The sequence below is a fragment of the Pseudomonas sp. PDM18 genome, assembly GCF_014852585.1.
Classification (GTDB): domain Bacteria; phylum Pseudomonadota; class Gammaproteobacteria; order Pseudomonadales; family Pseudomonadaceae; genus Pseudomonas.
The window spans coordinates 20,264-43,313 of record NZ_JACVBX010000002.1; the positions used below are offsets into that span (position 1 = coordinate 20,264).

19 protein-coding genes are annotated in these 23,050 nt (G+C 66.1%); 7 read left to right on the forward strand and 12 right to left on the reverse strand.

Features of this window, described 5'->3' with window-relative positions; genetic code table 11:
- The first annotated feature begins 39 nt into the window (after positions 1–39).
- Positions 40–813, forward strand: a complete 774-nt coding sequence (locus tag IB274_RS04955; protein WP_192430951.1) for an AraC family transcriptional regulator — start codon at positions 40–42, stop codon at positions 811–813.
- A gap of 23 nt (positions 814–836) precedes the next feature.
- Here IB274_RS04955 and IB274_RS04960 read toward each other — a convergent pair whose 3' ends face one another.
- The 4 genes from IB274_RS04960 to IB274_RS04975 form a co-directional block, all read right to left on the reverse strand.
- Complete coding sequence (locus IB274_RS04960; protein ID WP_192430952.1) at positions 837–2,123, reverse strand: NAD(P)/FAD-dependent oxidoreductase; 1,287 nt, start codon at positions 2,121–2,123, stop codon at positions 837–839.
- Entirely contained in the window at positions 2,120–2,863 is a 744-nt protein-coding gene (locus tag IB274_RS04965; protein WP_192430953.1) for an amino acid ABC transporter ATP-binding protein, read from the reverse strand. The genes IB274_RS04960 and IB274_RS04965 overlap by 4 nt, the downstream gene beginning before the upstream one ends.
- Complete coding sequence (locus IB274_RS04970) at positions 2,860–3,516, reverse strand: amino acid ABC transporter permease (protein WP_138214369.1); 657 nt, start codon at positions 3,514–3,516, stop codon at positions 2,860–2,862. The genes IB274_RS04965 and IB274_RS04970 overlap by 4 nt, the downstream gene beginning before the upstream one ends.
- Positions 3,517–3,625: 109 nt before the next feature.
- On the reverse strand, positions 3,626–4,384 hold the full coding sequence (locus tag IB274_RS04975) for an ABC transporter substrate-binding protein (protein WP_081516970.1): 759 nt from the start codon (positions 4,382–4,384) through the stop codon (positions 3,626–3,628).
- 178 nt (positions 4,385–4,562) lie between these two features.
- On the opposite strand from IB274_RS04975, the gene IB274_RS04980 reads away from it, so the two are divergent.
- On the forward strand, positions 4,563–5,339 hold the full coding sequence (locus IB274_RS04980) for an IclR family transcriptional regulator (RefSeq protein WP_081516971.1): 777 nt from the start codon (positions 4,563–4,565) through the stop codon (positions 5,337–5,339).
- A gap of 10 nt (positions 5,340–5,349) precedes the next feature.
- Here the strand turns inward: IB274_RS04980 and IB274_RS04985 are convergent, their stop codons facing one another.
- From IB274_RS04985 to IB274_RS05005, 5 genes are all read right to left on the reverse strand, one after another.
- Complete coding sequence (locus IB274_RS04985; protein WP_192430954.1) at positions 5,350–9,330, reverse strand: response regulator; 3,981 nt, start codon at positions 9,328–9,330, stop codon at positions 5,350–5,352.
- A gap of 49 nt (positions 9,331–9,379) precedes the next feature.
- Entirely contained in the window at positions 9,380–10,513 is a 1,134-nt protein-coding gene (locus tag IB274_RS04990) for an HD-GYP domain-containing protein (RefSeq protein WP_192430955.1), read from the reverse strand.
- 160 nt (positions 10,514–10,673) lie between these two features.
- Positions 10,674–11,438, reverse strand: a complete 765-nt coding sequence (cobF, locus tag IB274_RS04995; RefSeq protein WP_192430956.1) for a precorrin-6A synthase (deacetylating) — start codon at positions 11,436–11,438, stop codon at positions 10,674–10,676.
- Between the two features lie 200 nt (positions 11,439–11,638).
- Entirely contained in the window at positions 11,639–13,936 is a 2,298-nt protein-coding gene (gene metE / locus IB274_RS05000) for a 5-methyltetrahydropteroyltriglutamate--homocysteine S-methyltransferase (RefSeq protein WP_192430957.1), read from the reverse strand.
- 417 nt (positions 13,937–14,353) lie between these two features.
- The gene (locus tag IB274_RS05005) at positions 14,354–15,151 is read right to left on the reverse strand and encodes an AraC family transcriptional regulator (protein ID WP_192430958.1); all 798 of its coding nucleotides are present in this window, start codon (positions 15,149–15,151) and stop codon (positions 14,354–14,356) included.
- An 86-nt stretch (positions 15,152–15,237) separates the two neighbouring features.
- Between IB274_RS05005 and panB the strand changes: the two genes are divergently transcribed.
- On the forward strand, positions 15,238–16,062 hold the full coding sequence (gene panB / locus IB274_RS05010; protein ID WP_192430959.1) for a 3-methyl-2-oxobutanoate hydroxymethyltransferase: 825 nt from the start codon (positions 15,238–15,240) through the stop codon (positions 16,060–16,062).
- A 71-nt stretch (positions 16,063–16,133) separates the two neighbouring features.
- A complete protein-coding gene (locus IB274_RS05015; RefSeq protein WP_192430960.1) occupies positions 16,134–16,580 on the forward strand; it encodes a GNAT family N-acetyltransferase in 447 nt (148 codons plus the stop codon).
- A gap of 4 nt (positions 16,581–16,584) precedes the next feature.
- On the opposite strand, the gene IB274_RS05020 is transcribed toward IB274_RS05015, so the two are convergent.
- Entirely contained in the window at positions 16,585–17,253 is a 669-nt protein-coding gene (locus IB274_RS05020) for a TIGR04211 family SH3 domain-containing protein (protein ID WP_192430961.1), read from the reverse strand.
- Between the two features lie 308 nt (positions 17,254–17,561).
- On the opposite strand from IB274_RS05020, the gene IB274_RS05025 reads away from it, so the two are divergent.
- Positions 17,562–17,897, forward strand: a complete 336-nt coding sequence (locus IB274_RS05025) for a co-regulatory protein PtrA N-terminal domain-containing protein (protein ID WP_192430962.1) — start codon at positions 17,562–17,564, stop codon at positions 17,895–17,897.
- A gap of 17 nt (positions 17,898–17,914) precedes the next feature.
- On the opposite strand, the gene IB274_RS05030 is transcribed toward IB274_RS05025, so the two are convergent.
- Positions 17,915–19,300 (reverse strand): heavy metal sensor histidine kinase, encoded by a 1,386-nt coding sequence (locus tag IB274_RS05030; RefSeq protein ID WP_192430963.1) that lies wholly within the window; start codon positions 19,298–19,300, stop codon positions 17,915–17,917.
- Positions 19,297–19,971: a heavy metal response regulator transcription factor gene (locus IB274_RS05035; RefSeq protein WP_192430964.1), complete on the reverse strand. Its 675-nt coding sequence runs from the start codon at positions 19,969–19,971 to the stop codon at positions 19,297–19,299. Before IB274_RS05035 ends, IB274_RS05030 begins: the two co-directional genes overlap by 4 nt.
- Before the next feature lie 439 nt (positions 19,972–20,410).
- Here IB274_RS05035 and IB274_RS05040 point away from each other — a divergent pair, with 439 nt between their 5' ends.
- Together IB274_RS05040 and IB274_RS05045 are read left to right on the forward strand one after the other, a co-directional pair.
- Positions 20,411–21,622 (forward strand): TolC family protein, encoded by a 1,212-nt coding sequence (locus IB274_RS05040; protein ID WP_192431464.1) that lies wholly within the window; start codon positions 20,411–20,413, stop codon positions 21,620–21,622.
- Positions 21,623–21,793: 171 nt separating this feature from the next.
- A complete protein-coding gene (locus IB274_RS05045) occupies positions 21,794–23,044 on the forward strand; it encodes an efflux RND transporter periplasmic adaptor subunit (protein WP_225614692.1) in 1,251 nt (416 codons plus the stop codon).
- The last annotated feature ends 6 nt before the right edge of the window (positions 23,045–23,050 follow it).

The window sequence follows — 23,050 nt, forward strand, 5'->3', positions numbered from 1 at the left end:
GCCCACGCCTTACGCTGCGGCCCAGGCGGAGGGAAAACCATGAACGATGAAACCGAGCGCACCCGCGAAGTGGTCACGCGCTACCACCAGTGCTGGATGAACCGCGACGTCGAAGGCGTGCTGGCGATGTTTCATCCGCAGGTGCAGTACTGCGACTTCTACAACGACCTGGAAATCCCCGCCAGCGAGCTGCCCGGCTATATCCGCACAGCCATGCCGCGCAGCCCGCAGCATCACATCGAACACATCGACCAGATTCGCGCCGATGGCGACACGGCGTTCATCCAGTACCGCTCGCGCCTGACCCTGCGGCGCAGCAGCCGGCTGGCCTCGTTCCGTGCCAGCGAGGCGATCACCGTGCGCGACGGCCTGATCTGGCGCGTCCACGAGTACGCCACGCCGGTGCGCGAGCAGCGCGAGGAGGGCGTCAAGGAGCAGCGTCGCCTGGGCCTGAACTCGGCCCAGGTGGGGAAGATGCTGCTGGATATCGAGTCCTACTTCGGCAGCGCCCATCCCTATCTCGACCCGGAGATGGACCTGGAGCGCCTGGCGCGGGCCACCGGCTATACGCGCAACCAGATTTCCTACCTGCTCAACCAGGTGCTCGGGCAGAGCTTCTACCGCTACCTGAACCAGGCGCGCATCGGTCATCTGCTGGAGCGCCTGCGCGAGGAGCCGGCGGCGCGCATCGACGAACTGGCGTTCGCGGTGGGCTTCAATTCGCTATCGGTGTTCTATCGCTGCTTTCGCGAGCACACCGGGCAGCCGCCGCGCGCCTATCTGGCGGCGCTGCAGGAAGGCAGTCCGGCCTGACGAAGACGCCAGGCCGGGCACTCTCAGAGAATGGCGTCGAGCAGCCGGTACCAGGCGATGCCCACGCCCAGGTAAAGGCGCTGCAGGCCGTGGAAGGGAATCGGCCGCACCGGGGTGATGGGGAAGGGGAAGTCCTTCTCGCGTTCCAGCACACGTTCTGCCAGGTGACGGCCCAGGGTCGAGGCCATGGCGATGCCGCGGCCGTTGTAGCCCAGCAGGATGCTCAGGTTCGGCGCCGGCTCATGCAGCCGTGGCATGAAGTCCGGGGTGAGCGCCACGCGGCCGCTCCACTGGTACTCGAACTCCACCTCGGCCAGCTGCGGGAACAGGCCCATCAGGGAGCGTTTCAGGTGCAGCCAGTCGCCGGGCGAGCGTGGCTCGGCGAACGGGCCGCGACCTCCCAACAACAGCCGGCCGTGAGCGTCCTGCTTGAAGTACAGCAGCAGCCGGCGCGCATCCGAGCAGACTTCGCCATTGGGCAGCACGCTGCGCCGCAGGTTTTCCGGCAAGGGCCTGGTGGCGACGATGAAGCTGTTGGCGGCGATCACCGTCTGCCGCAGTTTCGGCCAAAGGTCGTCGGTGTAGCCGTTGGTGGCGAGGATCACCCGTTCGGCGGTCACGCTGTGCCCGTTATCGGTGCTGAGCTGCCAGCCGCTGCCGTGGCGACGCAGGTTGGTTATGCGGTTGTGGCCGTGGATGGCGGCGCCCTCTGTCAATGCGGCTCGAGCCAGGCCGCGCACGTAGCTCAGCGGCTGGACGCTGCCGGCGCGCGGGTCGACCCAGGCGCCGAGGTAGTCGTTGCTGCCGATGCGTTGGGCAACGCTGCGCTTGTCGAGCATCTCCACCGGCACGCCACGCTGGCGCCACTGCCCGGCGCGCTTCTCGATGGCGCGCAGGGCGGCGGGCGAGGCGGCGGGCTGGATCCAGCCCTTGCGGGTAGCTTCGCAGTCGATGTCGTAACGGCGGATCAGCTCGAAGACTTCATCGGCAGCGCCGCCGGCGACCTCGATAAGGCGTTCGGCCTTGTCGCCGCCGAACATGCGCCGCAGGTCGTCCGGGTCATGCTTGAGGCCGGGGATCACCTGCCCGCCGTTGCGCCCGGAAGCGCCCCAGCCCGGCTCGCCGGCATCCAGCACGCAGACGCGCACGCCGTTGCGGGCCAGGTGCAGGGCGGTCACCAGCCCGGTGTAGCCGGCGCCGACGATGGCGACGTCGACCTGCTTGTCTTCAGCCAGCGCCGGTGTGGCCGGGCCGGCGTTCGCGGTGGCCGCCCAGAGCGACGGCGGCAGCGCCAGGGGCTGGGCGTTCATGCCTGGCCCCCGTCGGTGTTGAGCAGGCGCCGGAGGAATTCCTGGGTGCGCGGCTGGCTCGGCGCGCCGAGCACATCCTTGGCGGTGCCTTCCTCGACGATGCGGCCGCCATAGAGGAAGCAGACCTTGTCAGCCACTTCGCGGGCGAAGCCCATCTCGTGAGTCACCACCACCATGGTCATGCCTTCGTCGGCGAGCTTGCGCATCACCGCCAGTACTTCGCCCACCAACTCCGGGTCCAGCGCCGAGGTCGGCTCGTCGAAGAGAATCGCCTTGGGGCGCATGGCCAGGGCGCGGGCGATGGCGACGCGCTGCTGCTGGCCGCCGGAAAGTTCGTCCGGGTAGGCGTCCATGCGGTGGCTCAGGCCGACCTTTTCCAGCAGGGCACGGGCGTGTTCGCGGGCGGCGTCCGGGCGCTCCTTCTTCACGTACACCGGGCCTTCCATGACGTTCTGCAGCGCGGTGCGGTGGGGGAACAGGTTGAAGCGCTGGAACACCATCGCCACCTGGGTGCGGATTTCATGAATGGAGTTGGCGTGGCGGTCGACGCGCTCCTGGCCCACCAGGATGTCGCCACCCTCGTAGGTTTCCAGGCCGTTGATGCAGCGCAGCAGGGTGGATTTGCCCGAGCCGGACGGGCCGATCAGGCACACTACCTGGCCGCTTTCCACCGACAGGTCGATGCCTTCGAGGACACGGGTGCTGCCGTAGCTTTTGTGCAGCGACTGGATGCGGATCATGCTTTCTTCCTCGTGGCGATGCGCGCTTCGAGGCGGCGCAGGGCGAACGACAGCGGCAGGCTCAGGGCCAGGTAGAGCAGGGCGACCAGGGTGTAGACGGTCATGTTCTCGAAGGTCGAGGAAGCGATCAGCTGGCCGGCGCGGGTCATCTCGGCCACCGTGATGGTGGACACCAGCGAGGAGTCCTTGAGCATCATCACCAGGGTGTTGCCGTAGGGTGGCAGGGCGATGCGGAAGGCCTGCGGCAGCACCACCCGGCGCATGATCATCGGGCCGCGCATGCCGAGGGATTCGGCGGCTTCGATCTGTCCTTGCTGTATAGCCTGGATGCCGGCGCGGAAGTTCTCCGCCTGGTACGCCGAGTAGGCGATGCCCAGGCCGATGATGCCGGCCTGCATGGCGGAAAGCTGCACGCCGAAGTCCGGCAGCACGAAGTAGATGTAGAACAGTTGCACGATGATCGGCAGGCCGCGGATCACGTTGACCACTGAGATGCCGAACAGCGCCACGGCGCGGATTTTCGACACCATCATCAGGGCGAAGGCCAGGCCGATGAGCGAGCTGAGCAGGAACGATGCAATCGTGACCTGCACGGTGACCACTGCGCCACTCAGGAGAATGGGCAGGAAGTCCAGAGCATTCTGGAGAAACATAGGGGCTCCGTGAGCGGAAAACTGAGGGCGGCCGCCACCCTTCACCGGGCGCAGGGCTCCGGCGAAAGGTACGGATGAGTCGTGGGAGCGGCGGGGAGAACGGCGGACGTCAGTCCAGGTGCCACTTGCCGATGATGGCGGCGAGGGTGCCGTCGGCCTTGATGCTGGCGATGCCCTGGTTGACCTGGGCGAGCAGTTGCGGGTCGCCCTGGCGCAGGATCAGGCAGACTTCGCCCTTGATCTGCGGTTGGTAGCTGTCCACCAGGCGTACCTTCTTCAGGCTGCCCTTGGCCATCTGGTAGGCGAGGATCGGGTGGTCGCCGAAGCCGGCCTTGATGCGCCCGAGCGCCAGGTCGCGGGTGAGGTCGGCGAGGGAGTCGTAGCCGCGCACTTCCTTGAAGATGCCGCGCTGGTTGAGCTTGTCGATGAAGATGGTGCCGACCTGGGCGCCAACCACTTCGCCCTTGAAGTCATCCATGCTGGTGTACGCCTTGTCGTCGTCGGCGCGCACCACCAGGCCTTCGCCGTACTCGAACACCGGGTCGGAATACTGCACCACTTTCTCCCGCTCGGGCGTGCGCAGCATGGCGGCGGAAATCAGGTCGATCTTCTTAGCGGTGAGCGAGGGAATCAGCGCGGCGAAGGTGGTCTGGGCGATTTCCACGTCAAAGCCGCCGGCCTTGGCCACGGCCTGAGCGGAGTCGACCATCATGCCCTGGATGCTGTTGGTCTTGACGTCGAGGAAGGTGAAAGGCACGCCGGTGGCGGTAGCACCGACTTTCAGAGGTTCGGCCTGGGCGGCGAAGGATGCAGCGCAGCTGGCGACGAGCGCGAGGGCGCAGGAAAACACGCGGAGGCGAGGATGCATTGGTGAACTCCCATTTGACGCGGATTTGTTGTCTTTATGCGTTATGGATAGCCTCAAGTATCGGCAGGAGGCGTTGGTCGCAATATAAATGATTTACAAGAATCGTAAAGAGATTTATAAATATCGCATATCGATATTTGTGGCCTGATAAAGGCATGTTTCCTGCCAAGGACGAGACATGAGCGACAACGAAAACAGCCTGTTCAACCAGTCACTGGAAAAGGGCCTGGCCGTGCTGCGCGGCTTCAACGCGCGCAACCGCACCATGAACTTGGCGGAGGTAGCCGAGGCTGCGGATATCACCAAGAGTTCGGCGCAGCGGATGATCCACACGCTCGAAGCGCTGGGGTACGTGAGCAAGCACCCGCAGACCAAGCGCTTCCAGCTGACGCCGCAGGTGATGGAGATCGGCTACAACTACCTCGCCGCCGACACCCTGGTCGACGTGGCCAACCCCTTCCTCGCGGAGCTGGCGCAGACCACCGGCGAGACCACCAACCTCACCGAGCCGGTGCGCACGGACATGCTCTATGTCGCGCGCTTCGTGGGCCCCAAGTTCATCCCGATTCACCTGCCCATCGGCAGCCGCATCCCCATGTATTGCACCGCCTCGGGTCGCGCCTTTCTGAGCGCGCTGAGCGATGACGAGGTGCTGGAGTTGCTTCAGGGCAGCGACCTTTCCAGCCACACCCAGTACACTCGGACGTCGCTGGAAGAAATCCTCGCGGAGATCGCCGAGATCCGCCGCAAGGGTTATGCGATCAACAGCGAGGAGCTGTTTCTGGGGGACATGGCGGTGGCCGCGCCGGTGCGCAACAGCCAGGGCCGCCCGGTCGCTTCGGTGCATGTGGTGGCGCCCACCAGCCGCTGGACCCGCGAAGACGCCGAGCGCCGCCTGGCGCCGGCGGCCATCGAGTGCGCACGGGCGATCAGTACCTCGATCAGGACGCTCTGAGGCGGCTCGCTCAGGCTTGCGGCCGCAGCGGCTCGGGCATTGTGTCCAGCAGCCGTTGCAGCTGCGTCAGGGCACGTTCGTAGTCAAATCCTTCGACGGCTTCGGTTATCTCCCGCAGCAGCCCGGCCCGAGGCGGGTCCGAGAACGCGTTGCCCAGCCGGGCGATCAGTTCGCCGGCACTGGTGTCGCTGTCTTCCAGCAAGGTGAGTAGCCGCTGGAGGAGGGCTGTGACCTGCTCGTCTGGCAGGGCGGCAGCAGGCGCTTCTGCAGGAGGCACTGCGGGGAGCGCTGCGCCGAGATTCGCCAGGCCAGTCAGCACCGTTTCCAACTGCGCCTGCACATCGAACAGCAGACGTGAGATCAGCTCTTCCGGGGAAGGTCCCTGGCAGGCGTCCTCGAGCACGGTGGCGGCCCGTGCCAGCGCCAGGGCGCCGATGTTGGCGGCTGCGCCGCGCAGGGTGTGGGCGGCGCGGCGACGGGCAGTCGGGTCGGCCGTGGAGTCGAGGGCACGAAACTCGCCGACGAAGCCTCGGTAGCTGGTGCGGAAGCGCTGCAGCAGTCGTTCGTAGAGTGCCGCCTTGCCGGCGCAGGTGGCCAGCCCGGCGCGGCTGTCGATGCCCGGCAGGTCGAACTGGCTGGCGGGCGATACCGTCGGCGCCGGCGCGTTTGCAGTGTCCCGGCGCTGCCGCGGCTCGATCCAGCGCGACAGGGTGAGGAACATCGCGGGCGGGTCGACGGGCTTGGCGATGTGATCGTTCATGCCAGCGGCCAGCGCCAGTTCGCGGTCTCCGGCCATGTTGTTGGCGGTCATGGCGATGACCGGCAGCTGCGCCAGTTCCGGGCGCTGGCGCAGCGCCTGGGTCGCCGCGTAACCGTCGAGCACGGGCATCTGGCAGTCCATCAGTACGCAGTCGAAATGCCGGTCGACGGCCAGCCGGTCCAGCGCTTCCTGGCCATTGCAGGCCAGTACGATCTCGATGCCGGCATCGCCCAGCAGCTCCATCGCCAGCTCCTGGTTCAGCTCGTTGTCCTCAACCAGCAATACCCGGCTGCCGGCGACTCGGGCCATGGCCTCGTCGGCGGCGCTCTGGCGTTCGCGGCTGCGCGGCTCGACGACGCTCTGCTTGCCCAGGGCGATGTTGATCGATTCCAGCAGGGTGGAGGGCGTCACGGGTTTGGTCAGCACCGTGCCCAGCTCGATGCCGCGTTGCTGGGCGGCATCGAGCGCTTCCTCGCGGCCGAAGGCGGTCACCATGATCACCGCCGGGACGCTCTCGCAGTGGCCGTCGTGCAGCCGCGCGACCACCTCGATGCCGTCCATGCCCGGCATCTGCCAATCCACCAGCACAAGCTGGTAGGGCAGCTGCCGCTGTTCCGCTTCTCTGATCCATTCCAGCGCCTCGTTGCCGTTGCGCGCGACGTCCACTTCGAGGCCGTAGCTGAGCGCCATGCCGGAGAGAATCTCCCGCGCCGAGGCGTTGTCGTCGACCACCAGGGCGCGCACCCCGAGCAGTTCGTCCGCCCGCAGCATGCGCCGAGGCGCGGCCGCCTCGGGGATGCCGAAATGTGCGTGGAAGTGGAACACCGATCCCTTGCCCGGCTCGCTCTCCACCCAGATGCGTCCGCCCATGAGCTCCACCAGGCTCTTGGAGATCGACAGCCCCAGCCCGGTGCCGCCGTAGCGGCGCGACGTGGAGGAGTCCGCCTGGATGAACGACTGGAACATGCGCCCGCATTGCTCGGCGGTCATGCCGATGCCAGTGTCGCGCAGCCAGAAGTGCAGTTCCGCGTCCTGAGGGCCGAGAGCGACGGGATCGATGCCAAGGACGATCTCCCCGTGCTCGGTGAACTTCACTGCGTTGTTGCCCAGGTTGAGCAGGATCTGGCCCAGGCGCAGCGGGTCGCCGACCAGGGAGGTCGGCAGGTCCTGGCTGAGTTGGAAGAGCAGTTCCAGGGAGCGCTCCTCGGCCTTGAAGCCGACCAGCGCCGAGAACTGCTCAAGCACGTCTTCCAGACGGAATTCGACGTGCTCCACGCTCATCATCCCGGCTTCGATCTTCGAGAAGTCGAGGATGTCGTTGATGATGCCGAGCAGGCCCTCGGCAGAGCGGTGGACCTTCTGCACGTAGTTGTACTGGCGTGTGTTGAGGCCGCTTTTCAGGGCGAGGCTGCTCATGCCGATGATCACATTCATCGGCGTGCGGATTTCATGGCTCATGTTGGCGAGGAACTCGCTCTTGGCGCGGGTCGCTTCCTCGGCCAGCTCCTTGGCGCGATGCGTCTGCTGCTCGACCAGCTTGCGCGCGGTAATGTCGTACAGCCAGGCGAGCACGGCGGGCTCGCCATGGTGGAGGACGGGCAGGTAGGTCGCGAGGATGTCGCGCTCGCCACCGTGGCTGTCGTACATGCGGACTTCGCGTTCGATCATCTGTTCGCCTGCCAGCATCTCGTTCCAGATTTCCTCGCGTTCGGCCCTCTCGACATAAAGACCGACCGCGGCATCGCCGACCTTCAGGCCGAAGTTCTCGACGAACGCGGGATTCACCAGGTGCAGGTGCTCGCGGGTGGCGATGGCGACGCTGACCGGGCTGCAGTCGAGGATGTACTGCAGGCGCTTTTCGCTTTCCTGGAGGGCGGCGGCCTGTTGCTCCATCAGTTCCGCCTGGCTCAGGGTCTCCTTGAGCAATTGCTCGGTGCGCGAGTTGCGCTCGAGGATTTCCAGGTTCATCGCCAGCAACGGCACGAACTCGTCCAGCAGCGACCTCTGGATCGGCTCCAGCACCTCCAGGCCCTCCAGTGCCAGTACGCCGACCAGGCGCTCACCGTGGATCAGCGGGAGTACATCGAGGAACAGCGGCGGCGCATACTCGCCCGCGTGTTGCCGATCGGGCTGGTGCAGATGGATCGGCGCGCGCTGCTTGGCGCACTGGCCGACCAGACCCTGGCCGAGGGGCACCCGCCGGGGCAGGTCTGGCGGCGCTGCATAGCTGCCCAGCAGGACCAGCTCTTCGCTGTCCTGCGCGTGGACGTGCAGCGAGGCGCGGCGCAGCGCCAGCAAGGGCGCGAGGGCGGTCAGGGTGCGATCGCCCAGCTCGCTGGAGCCAGCGACCGACTGCATCTGCCCGCTGAGCGTCGCCACCTGGGTCTTCACCCAGCGCTGGTCGGCCATCTGTTGCGCTTCGGACTGCAGGGCGGTGATCGCCCGTGCCATTTCGCCGACTTCGTTGGGGTAATCCTGGAACGGTACCTGCACATCCAGTTCGCCCTTGCTCAGGGCATCCACCGAGAACCGCAACTGGTCGGCCGGCCGACGAATCGACTGGCTGATCAGGATGCCGAACAGCACGCCGCCTCCAAGGCCCAGCACCAGAAGCCAGATGGTCAGCTGGACACTGCGGTAAAAGCGCTCCGTGGCCAGATTCACTTCCAGGTCCGCGCCCTGGCGCTTGACCTGAGCCACCTCGGCCAGCGCCTGGTTGGCGACCTCGCCCGGCCGTTGCAATGCGGTGGAGGAGAGCAGGGCGATGGCCCCCAGATCGGTGGCTTGTCCGCGGCGGATAGGCTGGTCGTTGAGCTCCAGTACATGCTTGATCTGATCCTGGTACTCCTCGTAGGCGGCCTCGAATCGCACCAGCCCCTGCTGGGCGGAGGTCCGGTAGATAAGCGGCCGCGCCAGTTCGATTTCCTCGCGCAGATTGCTACGAACTTCGTTGAACTGCTTGACTGCCTGCGCCCGGCCGTTCTCGTCGGCGGCCAGCACGAACTGGCGGATGCTGCGTCCCATGCCCGCCAGTGCAACGCGGGCCGCCTCGATGTGCGAAAGACCGAGCATCTCTTTCTCGTAGATCACATTGATCTGTTCGATCTGTTGACGCTGCACATGCAGGCCGTAAAGGCCGAGAAACAGGGCGAGCAGCAGGATGCCGCCGAACCCTAGCACCAGCCGGGTACGCAGCTTCAGGCGCTGCAGATAGCCGAGCAGATTCACCATCGGGCCGCCTCCTGGCCGGGGTTGGCGCGAGCGTTGCGGGTTATGCCTTTCAGGCTCCCGGAGTTGCCACGGCCGGGTCGCCATCACTGTCGTTGAAGCGCTCGGCAATGCCGCGGAACTCATCTTCCAGCGCGAGGAAGGCATCCACGATGTCCGGGTCGAAGTGCATGCCGCGCTGGGACTGGATGTACTCCACCGCCACCGCGTGCGACATCGCGGGCTTGTAGACCCGCTTGCTGATCAATGCGTCATAGACATCGGCCACTGCCATCAACCGCGCCGAGAGTGGGATCGCGTCGCCGGCCAGGCCTTCGGGGTAGCCCGAGCCGTCCCACTTCTCGTGGTGGCCGTAGGCAATCTGCTTGGCCAGGCGCAGGAAGGGCACGTCCATGCCCAGGCGCTCCTCGGCCTTCTCCAGGGCATCGAGCCCCAGGGTGGTGTGCTTCTTCATCAGCTCGAATTCCTCGGCGGTGAGCTTGCCGGGCTTGAGCAGGATGTGGTCGGGAATGCCGACCTTGCCGATATCGTGCAGCGGTGCGGACTTCAACAGCAGCTGCCGCGTCTCCTCGTCCAGCTCGGCGGCGAAGCGTGGGTGCTGATGCAGGTGCTCGGCCAGCGCGCTGACGTAGTGCTGGGTGCGGCGGATGTGGTTGCCGGTCTCGTTGTCGCGGGTCTCGGCCAGGGATGCCATGGCGATGATGGTGACGTCCTGGATCGCCGCCAGCTCGCGGGTGCGGCGCTGCACTTCCTGTTCGAGGAATTCGTTCTGGTCGCGCAGGAAGTCGGCGGCGGCCTTGATGCGCAGCTGGTTGTCCACGCGCATCAGCACGGTGGGCGGGTTGATCGGTTTGGTGAGGTAGTCCACCGCGCCCAGTTCCAGTCCACGGATTTCCTCGTCGGCGGCGACCTGTGTGGTGATGAAGATCACCGGGATTCGCTGCGTACGGATGTCTTCACGCAGACGTCGGCAGACCTCGAAACCGTTCATGCCGGGCATCATCACGTCCAGCAGGATGAGGTCCGGCGGATCGTCGGACTGGGCGATCTGCAGTGCCTTTTCGCCGGTTCGCGCGGCCTTGACGCGGTACAGCAGCTTGAGCAGCTCCGAGAGGAGTGTGAGGTTCTCGGGAGCATCGTCGACGATGAGGATCGTCGGACGAACAACGGGACCAGGTGCATTCATTGACCATCCTCCGCCGAAGGCTGCGCGCCAGAGGATTTCCTTTCTGCGCGCCGGGATCAGTATAGACCTCGCCGGGCTTGGACCCCGGGCCAGGTCGCCGTGCGTGCGACCAGCCGTCGCGGCACGACGAAATGACTCTAGCCGCTTTTGCGCAGGCTGCTCAGGCGTCCTTCGGCGCGCGCCGTAGCAGGTAGGTGTCCATGATCCAGCCGTTGGCCTCGCGGGCCGCCTGGCGGGTGCGCTGGATGTCTGCGCCGACTTCGGCGAGCCGCCCGCTGCGGAGGATTTCGTCTGTCGTGCCGACGTAGGCGCCCCAGTAGATTTCCAGCTCCGGGTCGTCCAGCTGGCGGTAGGTGTCCTCGGCGTCGAGCATCACCACGACGCTCTCGGCATTGGCCGGAAAGCCCTCGGCCAGGCGGCGGCCGGTGGTGATCTGCACCGACTGGCCAATGGCGTTCAGCGGCACCCGGTGGCGCGCGGCGAGCGCCTGCACGCTGGTGATGCCGGGGATCACCTGGTAGTCGAAGCTCACCCGGCCCTCGCGCAGCACGGCATCGAGGATGCGCAGGGTGCTGTCGTAGAGCGACGGGTCGCCCCAGACGAGGAAGGCTCCGCACTGACCGTCCTGCAGTTCGTCCGCGATTAGGCGTTCGAACACCTGCTGTTTGGCCAGGTTGAGGTCGCGCACCTGCCCGGCGTAGTCGCCTTCGCGCACGCGCTCGGGGCTGTCGGCTTCGACGATGCGGTAATCAATGCGGGAGACGTAGCGCTGGAGAATGTCGCGGCGCAGCTGGATCAGTTTGTCCTTGCTCGCGCCTTTGTCCATGAGGAAGAACACGTCCGCGCGATTCATCGCGTTGATCCCCTGCACGGTGAGGTACTCGGGGTCGCCGGCGCCGATGCCGATGATGAGCAGCTGCTTCATGTCTGGTTCCGCATTACTGGGTTCGAAGGGCTCCAAGAGTACGCCTGTCCGTCGCTGCGCTCATCTGGCGGATCGCCGCGGTAGCAGCAGCGTAGGGCGGATAACGCCTGGGGCGTTATCCGCCCTACGCGGACGTCATCGCCCTCAGCCCGTAGGATGGGTATCGCTAGGCTCCACGCCATCCTGCATACAGCGCCCTCTCAGCCCAGCAGTGCCAGGTCCTTGCGCAGCTCGCGGGCCGCCGCGACCATGTTAACCAGCGCCGCTTCCGTTTCTGGCCAGGCACGTGTTTTCAGGCCGCAGTCAGGGTTGACCCACAGGCGCTCGGCGGGAATCCGTTGCGCGGCCTTGCGCAGCAGCTTGACCATCTCGTCCTTGCCCGGCACACGTGGCGAATGGATGTCGTAGACGCCCGGACCGATTTCGTTGGGGTATTCGAACTTCTCGAAGGCTTCCAGCAGCTCCATGTCCGAGCGCGAGGTTTCGATGGTGATCACGTCGGCGTCCATGGCGGCGATGGATTCGATCACGTCGTTGAACTCGCTGTAGCACATGTGGGTGTGGATCTGGGTTTCGTCGCGCACGCCGGAGGCGCACAGACGGAAGGCTTCGGTGGACCAGTCGAGGTAGCGGCCCCAGTCGCTGCGGCGCAGTGGCAGGCCCTCGCGGAAGGCGGCTTCGTCGATCTGCACGATCCTGATGCCCGCGCGCTCCAGGTCGACGACCTCGTCGCGGATCGCCAGGGCCAGCTGGCGCGCCTGGGTTTCGCGGGAGACGTCCTCGCGCGGGAAGGACCACATCAGCATGGTCACCGGGCCGGTCAGCATGCCCTTCATTACCTTGCTGGTGAGGCTTTGCGCGTATCGGATCCACTCCACTGTCATCGCCTTCGGCCGGCTCAGGTCGCCGAAGATCACCGCCGGCTTCACGCAGCGCGAGCCGTAGCTCTGCACCCAGCCGAAGCGGGTGAAGAGGTAGCCGTCGAGCTGCTCGGCGAAGTATTCGACCATGTCGTTGCGCTCCGCCTCGCCGTGTACCAGCACGTCGAGGCCCAGGTTTTCCTGGATTTCCACGGCATGGCGGATTTCGCTGTGCATGGCCTCGGTGTAGTCGGCGACGCTGAGCTTGCCTTGCTTGAAGGCCTGGCGCGCCAGGCGGATGGCCGAGGTTTGCGGGAAGGAGCCGATGGTGGTGGTGGGGAAGTCCGGCAGGTTGAGGCCGGCGCGTTGCTTGACGATGCGCTGGGCAAAGGGCGACTGGCGCTGGCTATCGGCGGCTTTCACTGCCGCGAGACGGGCTTTCACCTCCGGTTTGTGGATGCGCGGCGAGGCAGCGCGGCTGGCCTGCACGGTGCGGCTCTGCTCCAGCGCGGCGAGGACTTGCGGAGCTTCGGGCTGATTGATGGCGCGGGCGAGCAGGGCGACTTCGGCGCACTTCTGCACGGCAAAGGCCAGCCAGCTCTTCAGCTGGGCATCCAACTGGTCTTCGCGCTCCAGGTCCACCGGGCTGTGCAGCAGCGAGCAGGACGGCGCGACCCAGAGGCGATCACCTACGCGGTCATGGGCATGGCGCAGCACTTCCAGGCTCTTCTCCAGGTCGCAGCGCCAGACGTTGCGACCGTTGACCACGCCGAGGGAAAGAATCTTGTAGGCCGGCAGGCGGTCGAGGATGGTCGGGAACTGCTCCGGTGCGCGCACCAGGTCGAGGTGCAGCCCATCTACCGGCAGGCCGGCGGCCAGTCCCAGGTTGTCGTCCAGGCCGCCGAAGTAGGTGGCCACCAGCTTCTTCAGCGGCTCGCTCTGCAGCAGGTTGTAGGTGCGCTCGAAGGCGTTCTTCCAGTCCGGCGGCAGGTCGAGGGCGAGGATCGGTTCGTCGATCTGCACCCACTCCACGCCTTGCGCGGCCAGGCGGCGGAAAATCTGACCGTAGAGCGGCAGCAGGCGCTCGACCAGATTCAGCTTGTCGAAGTCGGCCCCTTTGGTTTTGCCCAGCCAGAGATAGGTCAGTGGGCCGATGACCACCGGTTTCACCTGATGGCCGAGGGTGTGGGCTTCCTCCACTTCCTCGAACAGTTGCTCCCAGCTCAGTTCGAACTGCTGGTCAGCGCTGAATTCGGGGACGAGGTAGTGGTAGTTGGTGTCGAACCACTTGGTCATCTCTTGGGCATGCGCGCCGCAGCACCCCGTACTGACGCCTCGCGCCATGGCGAACAGGGTCTGCAGGGTGGGCTTGGCTTCGCCATGGCCACGGAAGCGTTCCGGAATGACACCAAAGGTCAGCGAGTGGGTCAGCACCTGGTCGTACCAGGCAAAGTCGCCCACCGGCAGCAGGTCGATGCCGGCGTTCTTCTGCACTTGCCAGTGGGCGGCGCGCAGCTCGCGGCCAATAGCGCGCAGACCGGCTTCGTCCAGTTCGCCCTTCCAGAAGGCTTCCTGGGCTTTCTTCAGCTCGCGGTCGCGGCCGATGCGGGGAAAGCCGAGGTTGTGTGCCAGCGCCATGTGAATCTCTCCATTGAATCAACGATGGCGAGATTTTCCCGGTGGATGCTGCATGAGACAAACTCAATATTCTTGTGATGAACATAAGAGATTCTCATGTTGCTTTGGCTTGCTGCAGGAGGGGGGCAACGTCCGCGCAAGCAGCCGCCAACCTATCGCGTCCCTCTTTGTAGGATGGGTATCGCTGTGCTCCACCCATCCGACGTCGGCGCCCTACGGCAGGGCCTGCGTTGGGCGTTCGCGAGCAAGCTCGCTCCTACAGGGTGCGGCGATACGGCTCTTCGTAGAAGCGAGCTCGCGAACCGCAGGTCAATCGGCGGATAACCCGTTCCGGGTTATGCGCCCTACGGTCTGTGCATTCTGGTGTTAACCCGCAGGAGCGGACCTTGTCCGCGAATTCCTTCTTCTCGCGCCGGCCTATCCGTCGCGTCCGCGCATCTGCCGCGCCAGAGCTCCAGGCGAGGTGTGGAGCTGGCGCTGGAACAGTTCGATGAACGCTGAAGTAGATTCGTAGCCCAACTCACCGGCAATGAGTGTCACCGACTCGCCGCGTTCCAGCCTCGGCAGTGCTGCCAGCAGTCGCACCCGCTCGCGCCATTCGCGGAACGACAGCCCGGTCTCGTCGCGGAACAGTCGCGCCAGGGTGCGCCGCGAGGCACCGACGCGCTGCGCCCAGTCTTCGATGCCCAGGCGTTCGCCGGGATATTCCTGCAGGTGATCGGTGACGCGCCGCAGGCGGGCATCACGCGGCAGCGGCAGGGCCAGGCCGGAGTCCGGCGCGCTGTGCAACTCGTCCACCAGCACCTGCATGAGCCGGGCTTCAGGTCCTCCGTCGGGGTAGTCGCGGGAGAACTCGCTGGCGCGCTGGATGAGGTTGTCCAGCAGCGGCGAGATTTCCAGCACGCGGCACGGCCCCAGGCCGACCGCCAGTTCCGGCGCCAGGTAGAAGCTGCGATGCACCACCAGTGTGCGCGCACGGGCGCTGTGGCGAACGCCCGCCGGCAGCCACATCGCCCGGCGCGGTGGAATCACGCAGGCGTACTGTTCGGTCGTCGCCTCGAGTACGCCGCTGGCGGCGTACATCAGTTGGCCCCAGGGATGGGAGTGGGTCTCCACCTCGTGGCCGGCAGGCATGTCGAAGGCGCGCAGCCACACCGGGCGGGGCAGCGAAGTGAAGCCGGGAAGTGCCAGAGCATCCTGTCCCGCTGACGGCATAGCTTGTCTCACTGTCGGAAGTGGGTCATGGAGGGCCGATGGTAGCGTCTTTCCCCGGTCAATATCAGCCACCCGTGGAGAGCACCATGAGCAGCCATCGTCCGCAACAACGCCTGTCGATCCTGGACATCCGCCAGCGCCGCGAGCCCGGCAGCCTGGTCGTGCTGACTGCCTACTCGGCGCCCATGGCGCGGTTGCTAGACCCGCACGTCGACATGCTACTGGTGGGGGACTCGCTGGGCATGGTGCTCTACGGCATGCCGCACACCCTGGCCGTCAGCCTCGACACTATGATTGCGCACGGCGCCGCCGTGGTCCGGGGCTCGCAACGGGCGTGCGTGGTGGTGGACATGCCCTTCGCCAGCTACCAGGCCTCGCCGCAACAGGCGTTCCTCGCTGCCGCGCGGGTGCTCGCCGAAAGTGGCGCGCAGGCGCTGAAGCTGGAAGGCGGTGCGGAGATGGCCGAGACCATCGCCTTCCTGGTCGAGCGTGGCATTCCGGTGATGGCGCATATCGGCCTGATGCCGCAGAAGGTCAACGCCCTCGGCGGCTTCAAGGTACAGGGCAAGGAGGAAGCCGGCGTTGCGCGGGTGCTGCGCGACGCTGATGCGGTCGCTGCCGCCGGAGCCTTCAGCGTGGTGCTCGAGGGCGTGCTGGAGCCGGTGGCGCGGCAGGTCTGCGAGCGGCTGGAGATCCCGGTGATCGGTATCGGCGCCTCACCCGCTTGCGCCGGGCAGGTGCTGGTGACCGAGGACATGCTGGGACTGTCTGGCGAGCAGATCCCGCGCTTCGCCCAGCAGTATGTGCGGGTGGACGAGCTGATCGGCGCGGCGGCCGAACGCTTCGCCAGCGAGGTGCGTGGGCGCGAGTTTCCACAGGCGCGGCATTGCTTTGGGATGGCGAGGGAGTGAGTCGCAAAGGCGCTTGCCTCTGTTGGCCGGCATCGTCAGTCTCGTGGGGTTTAAGGTCATGGACGCCCGCAATGAACCTCTCGTTCCGCCTCGCCCATATCACCGATGTCCCCTACGTGCAGCGCGGCGAAGAGGCCTATATCCGCCAGTGGGAGCCCGCCCATGAGGCGCGCTGGCGCGAAGACTTCGACCGGCACCTCGCGCGCTGGCTGGAGCACTTCGAGCGCCTGACCATCGCGGAGTACGAAGGCGAGAGTATTGGCTACAGCTTCTGGTTGCCCGAGGAGGGCAGTGCAGAGCTTTGCACCTTGGGCGTCAGCGTGGCGTGGCGGGGAAAGGGCGTCGGTGCGGCGCTTTTGCAGCGCTACATCGCCGATGCCCGGCAGGAAGGCTGCACGCGACTGAAGCTCAGCGTGCGCCCTGATAACCCGGCGCGGCGCCTCTACGAGCGCGCCGGGTTCGAGCCGCAGGGCAGCGACGCCCTGGGCTATCGGCAATACGAGCTGCGCATCGACTGAAGCGTCAGACCCACTCGGTGCTGCGCTTGCGGCGCACACGCAGCATGGTCGGCAAGATCAGCCCGGCGAGCAGGCCGGCGCCGGCGATGCTGCCGCCGTAGGCCATGTAGCGCATTAACACCTGCTTGTTCTCGTCGCCCAGTTGCGCCTGGGTATCACGCAGCTGCGAGCGTGCCTGGTTCAGCTCGGCGTCCAGCGCGCTGCGCGCGGCCTGCAACTCGTCGATGAGCTTCTTGCGCGCGTCCAGGGTTTCCTGCATGCCCTGCACGCGGTTTTTCCAGGAGTCGTCGATGGTCTGCAACTGGGTGGTCAACTCGGTGACCTTCTGTTCCAGCGAGGGCAAGCGCTCGGCCTGACCGGGCTTCTCCTGCAGGTCTTTGCTGGCGATCCACACGGTGCTGCCGCTGTCGCTGCGTACCTGGCTGTAGTCGCCAGAAGTGCTGACCAGCTGGACCTTTTGGCCGGAGGTCAGGGTGCCGACGATGCGGTAGCCGTCGGTGGGGCCGCTGCGCACGTAGGTGCTCAGGCTGTCGTTCACCCAGCGCGCGTTGCTGGCGGGCTCCTCGGCCCTGACCGGGGCGCCTGCGGCCAGCAGACCGGCGAACAGGCAGGCACCCAGGATGCGGGTCTGGAGGGAAGAAACTCGTGCGGGGAAGCGACGCGATAGGGACATGGGCAATCTTCACATGACTTGGAACGAAACCCGCCTTGCGGGAGCGAAAACGTCGGCCGGGAAACTTATTGAGAACTGACCGGGTGGCCAATGGCCAGGAAACCCACCCGGGGGGCCGACAGCACACAGACAGTTGTCGGACGCCGAGAGTTCACCGTTGAGAAAATGCACGGATGAGTGGTGGAAATTGCCTGTAATGGCAGGGAAGCCCGTGTGCCGGATAACCGAATCGTCATCCTTGCCTCAGCTTCCCGTTAGCGGCGGCCTCTTAAGGTGGAGTCACTTTCAACCACCACGAGGTGACTGCCATGAAACTCTCCCGCATCTTTCTGACCGCGGCCCTGCTGGGCGCTTCCTCCCTGGCCCTGGCCGACGGTGGCGGCGACATCACCTTCGCCCGCATGGAGCAGGCCCGCCAGCAAGCCATGCAGGCCCGCCAGAGCGCACCGTCGCCTACGCAGATCGCCGAGGCGAAGCAGTACACCTATGGGATGAACCTGGACATCGCCGAGGTCGTCGCAGTAACGCCCATGAGCAACGACTGCGGCGTGATTCCGGTGCAGTTGCGCTACAAGGATTCCTTCGGCGACGAGCAGGCCATCGAGTACCGCACTGAGCGCGTCGCCTGCCGCGCCACCCGCTGATCCTGAACTGATGGCGTTCAGTCGGGTGAGGAAGGAAACGTCAAGAGGAAGCGCGTCGGCCCTTCCTCCGAGCTTTGCGCGCTGGTCGACCCCAGATGCAAGTCCATGATCGAGCGCACGATGGCCAGCCCCAGGCCCGTGCCGCCCTGCGCGCGCGAGCGGCCCTTGTCCACCCGGTAGAAACGCTCGAACAGGTGCTCCAGGTGCTCGGCGGCAATGCCTGCGCCAGGGTTCTGCACCTGCAGCGTCACGGCTTCGCCATCGTCCCGAATTTGCACGCTGATGCGCTCGCCCTCGGGCGTGTGGCGGATGGCGTTGGACAGCAGGTTGGAAATGGCGCGCTGGATCATCAGGCGGTCGCCCACCACCAGTCCGTTACCTTCGATGACGATGGAGAGCGACTTCTCCTCGGCACTGAAATCGAACAGTTCGGCGACCTTCGCCGCCTCCTCTTCCAGCCGCACCGGCTCCTGCGGCAGCAGCGTGCGCGGATGGCTGACCTGGGCGAGAAACAGCATGTCGCTGACGATCCGACCGACCCGCTCCAGTTCCTCGGTGCTCGCCGCCAGCACCGCTTCGTACTCTTCCTTTTCCCGTGGCCGCGACAGCGTCACCTGAGCCTTGCCCAGCAGGTTGCCGATGGGCGAGCGCAGTTCGTGGGCGATGTCGTCGGAGAACTGCGTGAGCTGCTGCACGCCGCCATCCAGCCGATGCAGCATCAGGTTCAGTGCCCGCGCCGCCTTGCCCAGCTCACGTGGCAGGTCCTGCAGCGGAATGCGGTGGCTGAGGTCCTGAGTGGTGACCAGCGAAGCAACCTGACCAAACTGGCGCAACGGCTGCAGGCCACGCTTGGCCACCAGGCGCGCGCCGAGGGCGATCAGCAGCAGCAGCGGTGGCACCGCTAGCCAGGCCGAACGCAGGAAAGCGCCGAGCAGCGCGTCGTCGTCGCGCCGATCCAGGGTGAGGAACACCCGCAGGCTGTTGCCGTCGCGCAGACGGACAAGGCTGCGTTCGGTGAGCAGCCGGCGGCCGTCCGGCGCGGTCCAGCCGAAGGCGCGACCGTTGCCGGCGAACTCATCGAGTATCGGCAGATCGGCATGCGGCCCGCTGCTGAATTGCGCCGCTCGCCCGCGCCGTTCATCGAGCAGCGCGGCGCTGAGGTTGTCGTGGCCCATCAGTTGGTCCTGCAGGGCGTGGCCGCGCAGGGGGAGGGCGGCGAGGCCGGGGTCGGCCTCCAGCGCGTGGCGCAGTTGCCCGAGCTTGTCCTCCAGCTCGCGGTGGGCGCGTTGGTCCAGCTGATGGTCGAGGGCGAGATAGGCCAGGGTGAGCAGCAGGATCATCAGCACCGAACCCAACAGGCCGACCCACAGGCCGATGCGCAGCGACAGGCTGGCTGGCTTCATACGCGGGGCTCCAGCACGTAGCCGACCCCGCGCAGGGTGTGGATCAGCTTGTCGGCGAAGGGATCGTCGACCTTCGCGCGCAGGCGGCGGATGGTGACTTCCACCACGTTGGTGTCGCAGTCGAAGTTCATGTCCCAGACCAGCGAGATGATCTGCGTGCGCGAGAGCACTTCGCCGCTGCGGCTCATCAGCAGGTGCAGCAGGGCGAACTCCTTGCTGGTCAGGTCGATGCGCTGGCTGTCGCGATAGGCGCGATGGCGGCCGGGGTCCAGCTCCAGCCCGCCGATCTGCAGGACCTGCGGCTGGTCGATGCGTTCGCTGCGGCGCATCAGCGAGCGTACGCGGGCCAGCAGTTCGGGGAACTCGAAGGGCTTGAGCAGATAGTCGTCGGCGCCCAGGTCGAAGCCTTTCACCCGCTCGGTGAGGCGGCCGCGGGCGGTCAGCATCATCACCCGGATGTCGCTGTGCTGGCGCAGACTGGCGAGCACGCCCCAGCCGTCCATCTGCGGCAGGTTCACATCGAGGATGACCAGATCGTAGGCGCACTGGCGGGCCAGGTGCAGGCCGTCGACGCCGTTGTCGGCGCGGTCGACGACATAGCCACTTTCGCTCAGTCCCTGTTGCAGATAATCGGCCGTCTTGTGGTCGTCCTCGATAAGCAGGATTTTCATGAATAGTTACCCGGTAATTGCGTGAAGAGTGATGCCGCAGGCGTAGGGAAAGTTCAGGCCGACAACGAGAAAGGCGCGCAGTCTAGAAGCTGTAGCGACTTCAGGGTCAACGGTGGCGATGTCGCATTTCTTGCTGCTGAAGAAATGCTGAAAGTTCTGTAGGTGGCTGGTCTTAAAGGAATTTCAGAAGTGATCGGGTTTCGCCGAAGTTCGTTGAATTGTTTCCTGAAGTTACCTGGAAGAAGCGCGTGGCCTTTTTAAATACATACAACGGGAAGTCGGCAGATGGCCAATTACATGTTTGTAATTATCCAGTCACCTTGCCGCTAGAGAGGCACTTCTAGATTCGCCGGTGGAAATGACGGCATGCCGTCGAAGTTGACTCCACCGTGCGAGGTTCGCCGTGTTTTCAAGACGTAATGGATGGGCCGCGCCGGCAATGCTGCTGGCGTTGTTGCTCTGGCAGTTGCCAAGCAAGGCGCAGGCCCGCGAGATCGGAATCGAGGAGGCCCTGCAGGCCGCTGCCAGCGGTAATCCTGAGCTAGCCGCCAGCGGCAGGGAAATCGGCATCGCCCAGGGGCTGCGCGATCAAGCTGGCCTGCTGCGCAACCCGACCTTGTCCTGGGAGCAGGAGGGCACCGAGTCGCGCAATCGCACCACCACCCTCGGCATCAGCCAGCCGCTGGAGCTGGGCGGCAAGCGCGGCGCGCGGGTGGAGCTGGCCGAGCGCGGCCAGGACGTCGCAGCGCTGGGCCTTGAATCGCGGCGCAACCAATTGCGTGGCGAGGTGATCGCGGTTTTCTTCACGGCCTTGCGCGCTCAGGAGCGGGAGCGCCTGGCGCAGCAGACCGTAGAGCTGGCACAGCGCGGCGTGACCGCCGCTGAGGGGCGCGTGCGCGCCGGCAAGGCGCCGCCTCTGGAGGCCAACCGCGCGCAGGTGCAACTGGCCGAGGTACGTCTGGAGCAGGACCGCGCCCGTCGCGAGCGCGCGGATGCCAACCAGGCGCTGGCCGCGCTGATGGGGCGGGCCTCGCCGGACTTCACCGGCGTGCGCGCCGAAAGTGCCGGGTCCTTGCCCGCGCTGCCAAATCCCGATGAGCTGCTGCGTCGTCTCGGCGACAGCGCGGAAATGCGCCTGGCGCAGGGGCGCATCGACGAGGGCGAAGCCGCCGTGCGGCTGGCGAAGACCCAGCGCATTCCCGACCTCGACGTCAGCCTGGGTAGCCAGGAGGCCATCGAGGAGGGCAAACGCGACCGCATCGCGGTGATCGGTTTCAGCCTGCCGTTGCCGCTGTTCGACCGCAACCAGGGCAACATCCTCGCCGAATCCCGCCGCGCCGATCAGGCCCGCGACCTGCGCAACGCCACCGAACTGCGCTTGCGCCAGGAAACCCAGCAGGCGCTGCAGCAGTGGAGCACCGCCCAGGGTGAGGTGAATACCTTCCGCCAGACCATCCTGCCTAGCGCCCAGACCGCCGTGGAAAGCGCCACGCGCGGTTTCGAGATGGGCAAGTTCGGCTTCCTCGAAGTGCTCGACGCCCAGCGCACGCTGATCACCGCCCGCGACCAGTACCTGCGCGCGCTGGCCCAGGTCAGCGACGCCTGGGGACGGATCGAAAGGATCTACGGCGATGTCGGCGCGGCCCACTAACCGTTGCCGGGCCTGGCTCGGCCTGCTGCTCCTGAGCCTGACGCCAACGGCTGCCGCACCCATTACCGGCGTGCCCGTGCACTGGTGCGTCCACGAGCTCTTCAGCACTCTCAATCACCCTGCGGTGCTTGCGCTGCGGCGCGGCGCCGGCGGAAATTTCCCGGAGCTTCCATGATCAAGAAAACCCCTTTTGCCGCCGCCGTTCTGCTGGCCTCCGTGCTGGGCGTCAGCGCCTACGCCTGGATGGGCAGCGAACAGGCCGGTGACAGCCACCTCGAGGACGCGACCCATGCGGACGGCGAGCACCACGGTAACGCCGCGCCGACGCGTCATGCCGAAGCAACCAGCCATGTCGATGGCGAGCATCACACCGTTCAGGATACGGAAGGCGAAGAGGAGGGCCTGCACCTCAGCCCTGCGCAGATACAGGCTGCCGGCATCCAGTTGGCCACGGCCGGGCCGCAGGCGCTGAACGAAGCTTTCAGCCTGCCCGGCGAGATCGGCTTCGACCAGGACCGCACCGCCCATGTCGTGCCGCGCACCCCCGGCGTGGTGGAGTCGGTGGCGGTAGACCTCGGGCAGAGCGTGAACAAAGGTCAGCTGCTGGCAGTGATCGCCAGCCAGCAGGTTTCCGAATTGCGCAGCGAGCTGGCCGCTGCCCAGCGCCGGGCGAGCCTGGCGAGCAAGACCTTCGAACGCGAGCGGGAGCTGTGGCAGGAGAAGATTTCCGCCGAGCAGGACTACCTGCAGGCGCGCCAGGACCTGGAAGAAGCGCGCATCGCCCTGACTAACGCGCAGCAGAAGACCAACGCGTTGAGCGGCGTGTCAGCCAGCGCTGGCGGCAATCGCTATGAGCTTCGCGCGCCTTTCGACGGCGTGGTGGTGGAGAAGCACCTGGTGCCCGGCGAGGTGGTCAGCGAGACCACTGCGGCTTTCACGCTGTCCGACCTGTCGCGGGTCTGGGCCAGCTTCAGCGTGGCGCCGCAGGACTTGGCGCGAGTGCAAGTGGGTAAGCCGGCACGGGTGGAGGCGGCGGACCTCGGCATGCAGGTCGACGGCCGCGTCAGCTACGTCGGCAACCTGCTCGGCGAGCAGACCCGTAGCGCGGTGGCCCGCATCACCCTGGCCAATCCCGATGGCGCCTGGCGACCCGGCCTGTTCGTCAATGTGCGGGTGAGCAGCAGTGCGCGCCAGGTGCCGGTCGCGGTGCCGGAGTTGGCGATCCAGGAGGTGGAGGGCAAACCCAGCGTCTTCGTGCGCAGCGCAGAAGGCTTCGACCCGCGGCCGGTCGATCTCGGCGTCCGCAGCGCAGGTCTCGTCGAGGTGCTGGCCGGGCTTGTCGCCGGGGACCAGGTGGCGACTGAAGGCAGCTTCATTCTCAAGTCGGAGCTGGGCAAGGGCTCGGCGTCCCACGCGCACTGACGGGGC

Coding starts and splice junctions, on each gene's coding strand:
- IB274_RS05040 (WP_192431464.1), top strand. CDS start 20,411: ATGCTGCTGGCGTTGTTGCTCTGGCAGTTGCCAAGCAAGGCGCAGGCC.
- IB274_RS04985 (WP_192430954.1), bottom strand. CDS start 9,330: ATGGTGAATCTGCTCGGCTATCTGCAGCGCCTGAAGCTGCGTACCCGG.
- cobF (WP_192430956.1), bottom strand. CDS start 11,438: ATGAAGCAGCTGCTCATCATCGGCATCGGCGCCGGCGACCCCGAGTAC.
- panB (WP_192430959.1), top strand. CDS start 15,238: ATGAGCAGCCATCGTCCGCAACAACGCCTGTCGATCCTGGACATCCGC.
- IB274_RS04970 (WP_138214369.1), bottom strand. CDS start 3,516: ATGTTTCTCCAGAATGCTCTGGACTTCCTGCCCATTCTCCTGAGTGGC.
- IB274_RS04955 (WP_192430951.1), top strand. CDS start 40: ATGAACGATGAAACCGAGCGCACCCGCGAAGTGGTCACGCGCTACCAC.
- IB274_RS05025 (WP_192430962.1), top strand. CDS start 17,562: ATGAAACTCTCCCGCATCTTTCTGACCGCGGCCCTGCTGGGCGCTTCC.
- IB274_RS04980 (WP_081516971.1), top strand. CDS start 4,563: ATGAGCGACAACGAAAACAGCCTGTTCAACCAGTCACTGGAAAAGGGC.
- IB274_RS04975 (WP_081516970.1), bottom strand. CDS start 4,384: ATGCATCCTCGCCTCCGCGTGTTTTCCTGCGCCCTCGCGCTCGTCGCC.
- IB274_RS04960 (WP_192430952.1), bottom strand. CDS start 2,123: ATGAACGCCCAGCCCCTGGCGCTGCCGCCGTCGCTCTGGGCGGCCACC.
- IB274_RS05045 (WP_225614692.1), top strand. CDS start 21,794: ATGATCAAGAAAACCCCTTTTGCCGCCGCCGTTCTGCTGGCCTCCGTG.
- IB274_RS04965 (WP_192430953.1), bottom strand. CDS start 2,863: ATGATCCGCATCCAGTCGCTGCACAAAAGCTACGGCAGCACCCGTGTC.
- IB274_RS04990 (WP_192430955.1), bottom strand. CDS start 10,513: ATGAATGCACCTGGTCCCGTTGTTCGTCCGACGATCCTCATCGTCGAC.
- IB274_RS05005 (WP_192430958.1), bottom strand. CDS start 15,151: ATGCCGTCAGCGGGACAGGATGCTCTGGCACTTCCCGGCTTCACTTCG.
- IB274_RS05015 (WP_192430960.1), top strand. CDS start 16,134: ATGAACCTCTCGTTCCGCCTCGCCCATATCACCGATGTCCCCTACGTG.
- metE (WP_192430957.1), bottom strand. CDS start 13,936: ATGGCGCTGGCACACAACCTCGGCTTTCCCCGCATCGGCCGCGACCGC.
- IB274_RS05035 (WP_192430964.1), bottom strand. CDS start 19,971: ATGAAAATCCTGCTTATCGAGGACGACCACAAGACGGCCGATTATCTG.
- IB274_RS05020 (WP_192430961.1), bottom strand. CDS start 17,253: ATGTCCCTATCGCGTCGCTTCCCCGCACGAGTTTCTTCCCTCCAGACC.
- IB274_RS05030 (WP_192430963.1), bottom strand. CDS start 19,300: ATGAAGCCAGCCAGCCTGTCGCTGCGCATCGGCCTGTGGGTCGGCCTG.